Genomic DNA, 12531 nt, shown 5'->3' on the forward strand with positions numbered 1-12531 from the left:
CTTTGGCTTTGCCGCCGACATTTTGAACCCTCTTCGATTAGACCCCAGCACCTTTGCCGATCCCAAGCCCGTACCGTTTTATCTTGCGGTAAAGTGAAGAAACATCGATATCCAGGCGAATGGCAGCCTCCATCTTATTGTAGTCGGTCTCTTCCAAGACACGGGCGATTACCTGTCGTTCGAACTCCTCGGTCAGGGCCTTCAGCCCTTTCCCAAATGAAACCGCAGACGCATTTGCCCTGTCGTTCATCAGCACTAAGTACTCAGGGGTTATGGTTTTGGACCCGCTCATCTCTGCAAGAATCAACGCCCTTTCCAAAACATTTTCCAGCTCACGCACGTTACCCGGCCAGCTGTACTTCATAATCCTTTCCATAGCCGGCGCGGATACCCCCATCACCGACGTTTTTAACTTTTTGTTCAGTTTACACAGTAGATACTTAACTAACAGAGGGATATCTCCAGACCGGTGGCGCAAGGCCGGCATGTGGATCCTTACAACATTTAGCCGGTAGTAAAGGTCTTCGCGGAACCTCCCCTGTTCGACCATTTCTTCGAGGTTGCGATTGGTAGCAGCTATGACCCTCACGTTCACCCGTATCGGTTTGTTGTCTCCCAGCCTTTCCATCTCTTTTTCCTGCAACACCCTCAGCAGTTTCCCCTGCATAGCCAAGGACATGTCCCCTACTTCATCCAGAAAAACGGTGCCGCCATTAGCTACCTCAAACTTGCCGGGCTTGCCTCCTTTTTTGGCCCCGGTATAAGCCCCTTCTCCATAACCAAATAACTCCGCTTCCAGCAGGTTGTCAGGTATGGCTGCGCAGTTTACCTTCACGAAAGGAAATCTGGCGCGGCTTGATGCGCTATGAATCGAGTGAGCCAGCAACTCTTTTCCGGTTCCGCTTTCTCCGGTAATCAGCACCGTGGTATCCGGATGGTTTGCTACCTGACAAGCCAGTTTCTTGACCTTCTGCAAAGCCTGTGACTCACCGATGATGGCGTCAAACGTATACTTCGATGCGTACAAACTGGTTATTTCCTTCTTATACACGTTTAATTCGTTAACCAGGTTTTCCATTAAGGTCTTGCCGTCCCAAACATCGAGAAATATGCTGTAGGCCAGGCACCCGACTAGTTCGCCTTTTTTAAACAACGGTATGCTGGAAGCGACTCCTTCGTACCCGTTGATCGGCCAGTAGTAACCGATTATAGCTTTGCCGGTCTTGAGAACTTCTAAAGTGCGGCTGTTAGGCGTGATCTCACTGACATGCTTGCCCAATGTCTCTTTTTCGGTGCGTTTTAGCATCTTCAGATAGGTCCTGTTGACAAACACCACGTAGCCTTGTTTGTCGACTATCATTGCGGCTATGTAAGGGACCGTCATAATAGCATCCATGAGAAGTTGTTGTCCATCCAATAGCCATCCCCCCGCCATATTAACCCCTCCCTCTGGCAACCCGCTCCTAGCGCTGGTAAGCAAATGTATTTCACGTTTGCTGCATATATTCATTTAAATAGATAGAACATTTAAATAGATAGAAGTACCTTTCTGCTTCTTTCAAACAGTTCTATACGTCCATTATAGGGAACAACGACCTCACGCAGGCAACTAAATAGCACCAATTTCGCAACATTTTTTCCAATAATATGCTATGCGCTTGGAATAGAATTTTTGCAAGAAGCAGTTATCAGCGGTTTTGCGCTGGGAGCCAGTTTGGAGCTCGCTCTTTGTGCTGACATAAGGGTTATGGAGGAGACGGCCCGGGTTGGTGCTACGGGTGTCAATCTAGGACTCCTGTTTTCTACCCAACGTTTGCCGCGCTCGATAGGGCTTTCCCGAGCAGGCGAAATACTCATGACCGGGCGCCATATCAATGCAAAGGAAGCGGAACGAATAGGTTTGGTCCATCACATTTCTCCAGACGGATATGGACTGCAAGAAGCATTGAAAATAAAATAATGGCCGAGCTGAACCGTGATGTTAAAACCGAGTGCTGTACAATGGGATACCGGTTATTACACGCTTCACCGGTATCCCACAGCTTTCAGTCCCACCAATGGAACTAAACAGTAAATCCTCCCCTTTTTTATCGGTCAATGTTTCTCCTTGTTTGTTCCCAAATCCTGTCGGCCTTCCTGCCCCACTCGGCAGCGTAGGCTTCTAAGCTCGTGGCAAATTTTTCGGCATCAAGCGAAACCGTCTGGGTGCAACGGGCCTCGCTCTCCTTGACGCAGGCCGCCAACCCCCGCGGATTGTCTATAAGGGGGCAGGGACGCAGGTGGTTCTCGTTGAACGGTTGCCGCTCTTGATAAGCCAGAAAAAGCGGATTACCGAGCGCTTCTTTTAGGCTCGTGTCCTTGATGTTGACGCAAGAATAGTGGACAAAAGCACACGGCTCTACATCGCCGGCCGCGTTGATATGGAAATAGCGCCGTCCCCCCGCGATGCACCCGCCGGTGAGTTCCCCGTCGTTCCAGAAGTCGGCAACAAGGATAGGCTTGGTGGCCCTAATCTCTCGGATGCGCTTACAAACATACGCCCTCTGCTCAGGAGTGGCCATAAATTCCAAATCAGACTCAGAACCTACCGGAACATAGGTGAAAAGCCATCCGAAACGGAAACCCTTGTCGACGAGCATGTCGATGTATTCGTCGGAGGTGATTTCTTCGACGTTGTGGCGGTGGTAAGTGGTTGAGAAACCGTAAATAAGCCCATATTTATGCAGGATATCGGCAGCCCGCATGACTTTGGCGAAGGTCCCTTTACCGCGGCGCATGTCGGTGGATTCCTCGAAACCGTCGATGCTGATCGCGAATATTATGTTGGCTGCGTCTGCGCATTCTTCGGCAAACTTTTCATCAATCAGAGTCCCGTTGGTGAAGATGTGGAAAACGCTGTCGGGATGTTTTTTTGCCAGCTTTAAAATGTCGTCTTTCCTGAGGAGCGGTTCGCCGCCGGAGAAAAGGTAGAAAAATATGTTGAGTTCTTCGCCTTCCTTGACTATTCGGTCCATCAGTTCAAAAGTGAGGTCGTTTTTCTTGGCATATTCGCCCGCCCAGCAACCTTTGCAGCGTAGGTTGCAGCGGTCGGTAGGGTCCATGAGAATAGCCCACGGTACGGCATAACCCAGCTTTTCCGCTAATTCGTATTGTTTGGGGATGCCGAGCAGCACCGAGTTGATGATGAAATTGACGGCCAGACGTTCGCGGACTTTCGGATGGGTTTCTCTCAAAGTCCTGACAAGCAGCTTGTGCCAGTGAGAATCTCTGTCGGAAAGGTGTTTACCGGCAGATGCAATCTGTTCTTTATGGTTTTGGCGTATAGCCAGCTTACTGGCGATATTTAGAAGTTTTTCAATGTTGTTTTCCGGGTCTTTGGCTAGGTAATTCGCCGCTTCCGTTATCACGGCTTCTCCGACCATCTTTTTGGCGTACTCAAACACTTTTCAGTCACTCCTTTCTGCCCCTATTTTTTAAATCAAGGATGGGATGGTGCCAACCACGTCCGGGAATCTTAAGAATAAGAGCAAATAAAGATAACGTTTTCTCACCTCCTGTTCAGGGAAAGTCTCCCCAAAATCCCCAAAATCATCTTAAAAAAATTACCCCTTACCCCAATATCAACATTATCCCCAAATTCCACAAATAACTCGCAAAAAAATTATGTCGCTTTTGCCAATGTCTCACTCAAAAAGTTCATCAGCAGCGCCTGCTCAGATTGGCTCAGCATTGCCAGATTCTTCTGGAACCCCGACAGGCAGTCAACCATATGAGAAAGCCTCTGAACCCGGGAAGCTGTTTTTGCCATGCTGCCAATTGCAGCACCAACAAACATGGCCAGCCCTATTTTCCCTTCGGATACTTCCAAAGCCACGTTTTTGAGCAGAGAAATGCTGGTTTTGCTCAAGGTTTGCAACTGCAAAATCAAGATGGTGATTACGTATGCGCAGAACACTAAGGGATTTTCGGCGCTGGACAATTCAGTCCTCATTTGTTCCACAAGTTCCTCGGGAGCGTTCTTGGTGGTTTTGTCGTAGAAGGACATTAATCTTTCTTTGAGCAACTGAAACTCCTTGACGGGTGCCATGTCTTCCAACGTTTTTCCCGACAATACGAGATTAACCAGTTGAGTAGGCGCAAACATTACCCGTGCCCGCCCAGGATACTTTTTCTCTTGGTCGACCTCGTACTGGCTGGTCAGGAATCCTTTTCTTTCCAGTGTTTTCAGCATTTCATAAGCGCTCCATTTGCTTATTCCCAGCAATTCAGCCACACGAGCGTAGTGCACGGGCAGGCTCGTAGCTTCGTAGACCTGTTTGATGATTCGCAAGAAGTCCATCTGCCGCCTGGTAACAGCCATTTAAACCTCTCCTCAAATATAAACCCCAATTTCCCAAAAATCCTGTCATAACAAATTTTAGCCCTGTTCACAGCTACTGTCAAGAAAACTCGTTTAAGCTATCGCGTTTCGCCCGCAAAAGTGTAAAATCGTGGTAGGTAAATTGAGACAGGAAGTAGCAGAAGGGACCTCGCAGGTTGCCTCTATAGGGTAATCAAATCCCAACACGAATGTCAACAAAGGAGGGTGAGGGCGAGGTCTCATGTTAATGGTTCGACACATTGTGGAAATGATCCTGCATGTGGTGAGGTGCGATTGCAGAAGACGTTAGAGGAATAAGGCGGTGGAAAAGCATGATGAAGGCGACAGAAATACCGGGTTTGTCAAACCCTTCTTTACAGCTGGCAAAAGCCACGAATGTTTATCATGTCACTTACTCACCCGATTTCGAGATTGCCTGTCTTTATTTCTGGGGCTGCAACCTGCGCTGCCGGGCTTGCCTGTTGAAAAAGGTGGTTAGGGTCTTCTGACTGGACTCAGGTTTTGTCTTTGTCAAGGTTTTTACAAACCGTTCGGCTATCACGAAAGGAGGATGTGAAGTGGCAACAATGAATCTGGGTGATGAAGCGAGTCAGGACCAGGTGAAAGAAAAAATTACAGCCGATCCTTTTGCTCGCCACCTGGACATGCGCTTTTTAGAAGTCAGACCAGGGTATGCGGTGGTAGAAATGGCGGTGTCGGACTCGCTGTGTAATTTCCTCGGTGGAGCGCATGGAGCGGCCATCTTTGCCGTGGCCGATGCAGCCTTTGGTGCTGCCAGCAATGCAGGGGGAACAACTGCTGTCGCGCTGAGCGTAACAATTACCTATGTCCAGGCACCCCCGCCCGGAGCAGTCCTTACCGCCGAGGCCGTGGAAGAGACTAAGGGGAGGCGGACCCGGCTTTACCGGGTAAAAGTACGCGACGAAAAGAATAATCTGATCGCCGTTTTTGAGGGCCTGGTTTACCGCAAGGGAGAATAACGGTCCCCGGCCGTTTCTTCCAGGCAGCGTTCAATGATAAGCTTACAGAGCCTGTTCTTTTTTTAACCTTCCAAAACCCACATTTCGCCCCCTCTGCAGGGTCAGTTAAAGAAATTCAAATATGGCTGATCGGTCAACATAATGGCAAGAGATTTTTCAGCGGCAACCACGGGGACGGTTCCTGCGGTTGACTTTGATTTGGATGCTAAGAGCTGGCGCGGTTTAGAGATGTTCGACAGTCGGGTGCCGCCCGCCAAATCAAAAAATAAACCAGAAAAACCATCCCAGCGGTTTGGGATTCACCACAAAGCCAGCCCTCTTTAACGCACTAACCACTTCTTTACCCGTGACCCTGGGTAGCCTGCTCATGAGGCTATCTCTACCTGCACTTCGGCTATTTCAACGTCTTTAGTGGGCAGGGGTAAACCTTCCTGGGCTAAAGCTTCAAGGTGTCCCGCTATAGCCTCTTTGGCCCTCTCCAGGGCTTCCTCAACGATATTCCCTTGGGTGAAACATCCAGGCAGGGCGGGAACGGAAACAACATATCCCTTGCCTTCCTCATCCCACTCCAGAATAACTTTGTAACGGTAGAGCATATTGCTACACCTCCCAAAGACGCATTTCAGCCTTTAAATAGTATGCCTTGGCGAAGTAAGTCTTAGCTTTTCTATAGGCAAATTCCTGCTTAAGCGAGAGAGTTTTCTATAATAGAGACTTTTGCATAATCCGAAAAAACCAGACTCAAACAAACCGAGAACAACCGCTACCGGCAAAATCGTTGCCAGTTATCGTAGGAAGAAACAGTAGACTCCGTCCCAGTCAAACTCGGCTTTGGGCTGTTTGGCGTTGCGCCGGTTAAGCGGGATAATAGCTTGGGCATGGTATTTTCTGTCTTGTTGTTTTCGGATGTTTTCACCTAAAGAATTCGGCAAAACGGGGGGGTGAAGTCCTTTTTTATCTACGATATATCCCCGATTTTTAAGGAGCGGTCAGTTTGCAAAAGTCTCGCTTGCTTGTCAAAAACATTAGAGTTATAATTTGTAACAAGATTAGGAACGAACGTTCATTCAGAAGGGATGAGGTACTTGAACTTGTTACAGGATACAAAACGCTTGAATCTGCAGGCAAAAATGATGGAAAAAAGAAAAAGGTTGCTGAAAAGTGCGCTTGAACTTTTTGCAGAAAAAGGATATTCCAATACCTCAGTACGATCTATCATCGACAGGTCCGGTCTCGGCACCGGTACGTTCTATAAATACTTCAACAGTAAAGAAGAAATCTTAAAAGCACTTTTAGAGGAATTCTTAAGCCAGATAATTTCCAGCATAAAGAACTATTACACCCAGGAAAAAAATCTTTACGTTCGCTTCATCGAAACAAAGAGAGTGACCATGGAAGTGTTTGCTCAAAATGAAAAACTGTCGGAGATATATTGCCGAGCAGCGGGAACAAGCGACGTTATTGACCAGTGCCTAAAAGAGTTTGATGACAAGCTTATTGAATTCTCTATCAAAAACATAGACTACGGTATACGGCATGGAATTTTTCGCAATCTGCCAGTAGCTCCTATCGCCCATGCCATTCTAGCAGTCGAAAAATACCTGCTCTATAAATGGATAATATTAAAGGCTATATCTAAAGAAGAAATGCTAGAAATGGTCGTGTCTTTCCACAAATCCCTAGCCATTGGGTTGGTTAAGATAGAAGCACTCGACGAGTACGTAGCACAGCAAATCAACGTCGAGGATAAAACCTAAAGTAAACTCCTAAGAGGACAAAACTGGTGGGTAAATGAAAGGGGGTGATCCTTAATGGCGCGAAAGCTCAATCCCGAACACGTACAGGCAGTTATCGATTTGATAAACACGGGGCCTTACTTTCAACTGCTTTCCATGGTAGTTCGCGATATCGGTCCCGGCTATTCATTAGTGGAAACAACGATGGAAAAAAAGCATCTTAATCCGTTCGGAGGTATTCACGGCGGCGTCTATTCTTCGTTGATTGACACTGCGGCCTACTGGGCAGTGTATTGCGAGCTAGATGAAAATATAGGGTTAATTTCGCTCGATCTGAACGTTGACAATTTGGCCCCAGTTAAAGAAGGAAAGCTTATTGTCAAGGGTCGCCGCATAAAAATCGGAAGAAATGTGTGCTTGGCCGAAGCAATGGTTACCAATGAAGAAGGGAAGCCGCTCGCCCATGGTACTTCCAAGCAAATGATAACCCGCGGCTTGCAAACGATAGAGCAGGCAGTAATCGCAATGGGCGGTAAACCGCTGCCTCCTAAGTTTATCGAGTGATACCTTTGCACAGTCCGATATCATCTGAAAACAAAAAATGGGAGCAGCACCGCACCCTGGCTAATGGATATCAGATGCCTATTCATATCCCCGGCACAGAGAATCAAATCCGGCTCGATCTTCTTCCTCATTCTTGAGTTATACGGTTATGGACGAAGAGCAGTGACGTAAGAATCAAACCAGTTCTAACTATTGGCATCGACATTTACGCAATTTCGAAAACGTAATGTACAACACCTATTGGTCACCTATATCACCCTTCCACAAATATTCGAGCACAAGGCGTCGCCTCCAGGGTTCTACCGCGGGTTTTTTAGTTTAAAGTTATCTTTAGTACATCCCACATATCACCCTACAAGTATACCCAAGCGGTAGCTGACATCGGTAAAGGTCATGTCCCAAATTTTGAGTAAAAACTTCCCGGTCAAATGGCATGTAGCCGTGAGTTAAGATACTTGCCGCAAGGTGGAGATGGTAGGTGCCTGAGCTTTTATCCCAGGTAATATTGCACGTCTACGTGCCTATGGTCTTTCCAACCCATTTGTTATCAATTTTCAAGTAGCAGCGTTCCAATCAATCTTATTAACGTTTCTCAATATATATGGTAACAGCTTGTTTAGGAATTGATTCGGTTCTGCTGTTTTAAACAAATCGATCGCATACCTCACAACATGCAGGAAGCCTGAAGGCGGCATATACTCGCTCAAATAAAGCCGGTACTGCCGTGAATAAAGAATTCGCACGGTTTCACCTCATCCTTATCCTTCGGTCTTTATCCATCCAAACCACCAAAGATCTTCGGGGCTCATCTATTCTCACCGAACGTCTTCCTATCCCGATGAGAGTACTGCCTAAGATGCGTTCACAAACTACCCGGCGGTCTTCGCGCACATCCACTTTGGTCAAAGCCCCCGCCTCGGATCCCAGCTCCTTTATGTAAACCTCGTTGGCAGCAATTATCTGGCCTCCCCTGAACACGCCGGGTTCTCCCTTCACAGTAACCCGGTCGCCCGAGGAAAGCAAGGTGTTGAAACAGCCTTGTCCGTCAACAGTTATGGACCCTGTAGCATAAACCTCGCTGTTGACAGCATACCGTAAATAAACCTCCGATTTTCTTTTCATCCGATCCTCTACGTTCGATATCCACTCCTTTAAATCCACAACCAACTGACGCACCTGGTCTGCCTCACCGCTGACCAGACTGGAAAGGGGGTGAAGGACGAAGTCTCCTATGGATTGAAACAGTTTGACCTCGCCTGCTTCTAAATGTAGCCCCTTCTGCTCGCATATTTCAAGAACTTCTTTCGCCATACGAGGAAGCTCACGCAGTTTCCTTTCAATCAGTACCTCGACTATCCTTCCTGCCTGAACCGGTTCTTCTCCACGCCACTGGAGTCTCAAGTTTACCTGTTCCACCGCGTCGCTCAGTATTTCCAGGTCGTGAAGTATCTGCTTAGCAAGGGGTAACACCTTGCCTAACTCGGCTGATTCACCCCCTGCCCGTACCCGCGAGTTCAGTACTGAATTCAGGCTAATCACTCCGTCTCCAGCTATCACGCAAGCTTTCTCTACTATGCCTGAGATCATGACCATGCCTTCAGCTCTGACAGTCATTCCAGGTGCAACGCCCCCCTGAATGAAGACATCACCTGAAAATTTGATGTTACCCGTACTGAGGTCAACATCACCTTCAATTACCAGCTGAGGCAAAACTTCTACCAAACTTCCTGTCACCTTCGGCCTGCCGCTTATCGTCGCAATCAAACGATCATCGACCTGCCTGACTCCTTGTCCAACATTAAACTGAACCGGCTTGGCTACCCCGCAGGGTATCTCTTTTCCCGTTACCGTCATCCCCGGCTGCCCTTGAACTGGATCAATGATTCTGGCAATAACCTCGCCCACCTCTACCAACTCAAAGGCGGCCAGCTCTCGGAAATCAATTTTTATCTTTTTGTTCCTCTCACTGGCTGCTTTCACACGCCGCTTAAACACCAGGTCCAGATACCCGTTCTTCCCAGGTACAGCCGGCTTGCCAAAAGCCACTGCCACGCGAATTCCACTGTGCCGGAGGACTGCCTGCTCGACCTTCTCCTCATCAAGACCATATACTACCCCTTTTTCACGCAGAGCCTCCAACGCTTCAGTCACAGACAAGGGAGGCAAAGGCTCCACAAACTCGTCTACAGCAAGTTCGAGCTCAGTGACCGGTTCGGAGTCGCGAAGCCTCTTAACTATCTTCACTGGAGGATAGACAGTAAGGTAGGCACAAAAACCGTCCTTGGAGACCTCAACCTCGAACAGCTTTTGTTCCTCTGTGGCCACCACTTCGCATTCGATACTATCCCTGTCAGTCACCACTGTTCGCTTGGTACAGTTAATACCATTTACCTTGAGCCTCATCCCCGGGCAAGGAACTACAACAGGAAAGCGCCCATTGCCTGTTGGTGGAATTACGATTATGCATCCATCCTTGACACCTACCAGGCCATCATGGTCCTCGGTTACTTCTTCAGCCGCCTCAAGTATCAACCGGTTTAGCTGTCCATCGCCTTTATCTTCTCTCACACTGCCGCTCCTGGGGTCAATTAAAGTCACCTTAATAACGGCTCGAGTGCGACCAAGCCCCAAAAACCCTCGTCTGTCTTTTTTGACCACCTCAATGTTCATGTTTTCTCGGGAAACCTTCAGAGTCTCTTCCGCCTTCGCGATGGCTTCGCTGACGCTCGACCCTTCAAACCGATACGTTCTTCTCATCCCACGTCCTCCTAGGCTGGTCATTAGGCCGCTAGAAGAATTCTCGCTGCAAGCAATGCCATTTTTTCCGGACCACGACTCTCTAATTTCTTGCCAAATACGCCGTATATGTTCTTTCGAGCAGATCCTCAACGTAGTTCAATGTTTCCCTGCTTTTTATCACCCGTAATCAATAATTAATTCCATCAAATCCTCTTTGACTTAAGAGCCAAAATTAGCGAATCAAGCAGTGTCAAGACACTGCAGGTTAACGTAGGCCTGAACGATAGCTCAACCGCAATCACCAGAACGGTTTATGCCGATTTTATGCTTTCCAAAACCCTGGGTCAGGATTGTAGTACGACCTCGAAGCACAGGCATATTTTCGAGCGTCTCAATACTTGACAAACAAGTTTTTCTGAGCCAACGTTTCCTTGCTCACCTTGATCGGAGTGTCACCATCGGTCCGCTGCGTCAGATGTTCCTGTCTGATATTCACACCGTTAGCTTCCAAAGAACTTTAACACGGAATGTGTTCCAAAAAACAATTACCCGTCCACGGACCGTATTATGGACGAGGGAATTAATTAAGTGATCTCCACGGGTTTGTTCTCTCTAGGGTATACAAGAGTTTTCGGATTTTGAGCAACTTTCCTTCCAAGATTTCGAATCCGAACCACTAGAGCTTTTGGGCAATGTCGCCCAGCTATTCGGCCAGTGAACCTACTTCTTCTACGGCAGCTGATAGTGCTTCCCCGGCTGCCGCATGTTCATCGGTGCCCTTGACCATGTTGACGACAAAACTTATCAATACCTTCCAGCGAGAAATTTCACCAGCCTCTCAACCATCTGCGCGTCAGACTGAGAGCCAGAGTTCTCCTGCAACTCCTTCAACGCCTGTCTCAGACCGCTCGGTCGAGAACGATAAGGACGATAACTGACCATGGCATCCAACGCGTCGGCTACAACAACAATCTTTGCAGCCAAGGGAATCTCAGAACCAGAAATACCATAAAGATATCCTTTCCCGTCCGGACGTTCGTGGTGGTACTCGATAGCATCCAAAACCGTCTGTTTTTCAGTATCTGATATGTTTTTCATAATACAGAGAGCAATTTCCCTGCCACAACGTGGATGCTCCCGCACGATGGCCAGTTCCGCCGAAGTCAACGCCGTCTTCTTGTGTAAGGTAGTCTTGGGTATGGTGATTTTGCCCAGGTTATGTACCAGAGCTCCCAAATAAATGTACTGATTAGACACTGAGTCAAGTCCCACCAAACGTCCCAGCAAGAATGCGATTTGAGCTACTTTCTGACAGTGCAAGTAAGTGCCCGGGTCATACTGCCAAAGTATGTTCTGGCACTTGCGAATCCCAACCAGGAATCTGGCCAAAATCCCGCCAGATATCCTCACATGTGACATAGAGCCATCATTCCCTTCATCTCTCGGGTGGAATGTTGAGGCCGGTCAAAACGCAACACTTGTGTTAGTTTACATAAAGCAAGACCCGGGCAGAGATCGACGATATCCCTGACCGGGCCTGTACCAACTCTTAGATTATTGTCGTTATCGTGATCATGTAAAAAACACGCAGCATAACATGCTATTACTGCGCAAACTGACAGATCGAATACACGTTTTATGAAGCCGTTGGTTGGTTGGTTGGTTGGCTGCAAATATCATGCCAATTTATCCTTTCCCTGTTTTTTTATTTCTTCCATCCCTTGCTTACAAATACGTCTAATACTGAACCGTCTGATTCGAACTTAGTCATTACCATGAAACGACGATTCCAGAATCGAAATCTCACACTAAACTTCTTTTTTGTGCCCGGACTGCCAATTTATCCCTGCATATTCCGGCTTCAGATTCGAATCATCGCTTTCACTGCCGGAATGACATCAGAAGTCTTTCCGCAATTAATCTACATACTTGTTCCAGCTTCCGGTCTTATGACTTTAAGATACCTTCTTTTAAAACGTTTGTTCTGATTGATGCCAAGTACAACTAGGACTTCTTTCCCTTTTTCACAGTATATATTGATACATTCTGCCGATATTTGTCAAGAGAACATATACATAGGATGGCGTCAAGACACTGTAGGATGCCTTAGGCCAATAACAGGAGCGCAGCC

11 protein-coding genes are annotated in these 12531 nt (G+C 47.6%); 5 read left to right on the forward strand and 6 right to left on the reverse strand.

The window, feature by feature from the left end; translation table 11 throughout:
- Positions 1-37 precede the first annotated feature (37 nt).
- On the reverse strand, positions 38-1435 hold the full coding sequence (locus tag SLIP_RS09865; protein WP_013176143.1) for a sigma-54 interaction domain-containing protein: 1398 nt from the start codon (positions 1433-1435) through the stop codon (positions 38-40).
- Positions 1436-1672: 237 nt separating this feature from the next.
- Here SLIP_RS09865 and SLIP_RS09870 point away from each other — a divergent pair, with 237 nt between their 5' ends.
- Complete coding sequence (locus SLIP_RS09870; RefSeq protein WP_049765051.1) at positions 1673-1960, forward strand: enoyl-CoA hydratase/isomerase family protein; 288 nt, start codon at positions 1673-1675, stop codon at positions 1958-1960.
- 127 nt (positions 1961-2087) lie between these two features.
- On the opposite strand, the gene SLIP_RS09875 is transcribed toward SLIP_RS09870, so the two are convergent.
- Together SLIP_RS09875 and SLIP_RS09880 are read right to left on the reverse strand one after the other, a co-directional pair.
- Positions 2088-3443, reverse strand: coding sequence for a radical SAM protein (locus SLIP_RS09875; protein WP_013176144.1), 1356 nt, complete (start codon positions 3441-3443; stop codon positions 2088-2090).
- A 218-nt stretch (positions 3444-3661) separates the two neighbouring features.
- Positions 3662-4360: a LexA family protein gene (locus SLIP_RS09880; protein ID WP_013176145.1), complete on the reverse strand. Its 699-nt coding sequence runs from the start codon at positions 4358-4360 to the stop codon at positions 3662-3664.
- 332 nt (positions 4361-4692) lie between these two features.
- Between SLIP_RS09880 and SLIP_RS12775 the strand changes: the two genes are divergently transcribed.
- Together SLIP_RS12775 and SLIP_RS09885 are read left to right on the forward strand one after the other, a co-directional pair.
- On the forward strand, positions 4693-4869 hold the full coding sequence (locus SLIP_RS12775; protein ID WP_169303762.1) for a hypothetical protein: 177 nt from the start codon (positions 4693-4695) through the stop codon (positions 4867-4869).
- A gap of 78 nt (positions 4870-4947) precedes the next feature.
- Positions 4948-5361 (forward strand): hotdog fold thioesterase, encoded by a 414-nt coding sequence (locus SLIP_RS09885; RefSeq protein ID WP_041433639.1) that lies wholly within the window; start codon positions 4948-4950, stop codon positions 5359-5361.
- Positions 5362-5726: 365 nt separating this feature from the next.
- Here SLIP_RS09885 and SLIP_RS09890 read toward each other — a convergent pair whose 3' ends face one another.
- A complete protein-coding gene (locus tag SLIP_RS09890; RefSeq protein ID WP_013176147.1) occupies positions 5727-5957 on the reverse strand; it encodes a type II toxin-antitoxin system HicB family antitoxin in 231 nt (76 codons plus the stop codon).
- A gap of 495 nt (positions 5958-6452) precedes the next feature.
- Between SLIP_RS09890 and SLIP_RS09895 the strand changes: the two genes are divergently transcribed.
- Both SLIP_RS09895 and SLIP_RS09900 read left to right on the forward strand, forming a co-directional pair.
- Positions 6453-7118, forward strand: a complete 666-nt coding sequence (locus SLIP_RS09895) for a TetR/AcrR family transcriptional regulator (RefSeq protein WP_242649101.1) — start codon at positions 6453-6455, stop codon at positions 7116-7118.
- 54 nt (positions 7119-7172) lie between these two features.
- Positions 7173-7661: a PaaI family thioesterase gene (locus SLIP_RS09900; protein WP_013176149.1), complete on the forward strand. Its 489-nt coding sequence runs from the start codon at positions 7173-7175 to the stop codon at positions 7659-7661.
- Between the two features lie 747 nt (positions 7662-8408).
- Here SLIP_RS09900 and SLIP_RS09905 read toward each other — a convergent pair.
- On the reverse strand, positions 8409-10418 hold the full coding sequence (locus SLIP_RS09905) for a flagellar assembly protein A (protein WP_013176151.1): 2010 nt from the start codon (positions 10416-10418) through the stop codon (positions 8409-8411).
- A gap of 786 nt (positions 10419-11204) precedes the next feature.
- Positions 11205-11819 carry an HD-GYP domain-containing protein gene (locus tag SLIP_RS09910; protein ID WP_049765053.1) on the reverse strand — a complete coding sequence of 205 codons (615 nt, stop codon included), beginning with the start codon at positions 11817-11819 and terminating at the stop codon, positions 11205-11207.
- Positions 11820-12531 lie beyond the last annotated feature (712 nt).

The sequence above is a fragment of the Syntrophothermus lipocalidus DSM 12680 genome, assembly GCF_000092405.1.
GTDB classification, from domain to species: Bacteria; Bacillota; Syntrophomonadia; order Syntrophomonadales; family Syntrophothermaceae; genus Syntrophothermus; species Syntrophothermus lipocalidus.

Bases quoted from the DNA above. Each gene is read 5' to 3' on its own strand.
- SLIP_RS09880 (WP_013176145.1), bottom strand. From the start codon at position 4,360: ATGGCTGTTACCAGGCGGCAGATGGACTTCTTGCGAATCATCAAACAG.
- SLIP_RS09905 (WP_013176151.1), bottom strand. From the start codon at position 10,418: ATGAGAAGAACGTATCGGTTTGAAGGGTCGAGCGTCAGCGAAGCCATC.
- SLIP_RS09865 (WP_013176143.1), bottom strand. From the start codon at position 1,435: ATGGCGGGGGGATGGCTATTGGATGGACAACAACTTCTCATGGATGCT.
- SLIP_RS09885 (WP_041433639.1), top strand. From the start codon at position 4,948: ATGAATCTGGGTGATGAAGCGAGTCAGGACCAGGTGAAAGAAAAAATT.
- SLIP_RS09910 (WP_049765053.1), bottom strand. From the start codon at position 11,819: ATGTCACATGTGAGGATATCTGGCGGGATTTTGGCCAGATTCCTGGTT.
- SLIP_RS12775 (WP_169303762.1), top strand. From the start codon at position 4,693: ATGATGAAGGCGACAGAAATACCGGGTTTGTCAAACCCTTCTTTACAG.
- SLIP_RS09900 (WP_013176149.1), top strand. From the start codon at position 7,173: ATGGCGCGAAAGCTCAATCCCGAACACGTACAGGCAGTTATCGATTTG.
- SLIP_RS09890 (WP_013176147.1), bottom strand. From the start codon at position 5,957: ATGCTCTACCGTTACAAAGTTATTCTGGAGTGGGATGAGGAAGGCAAG.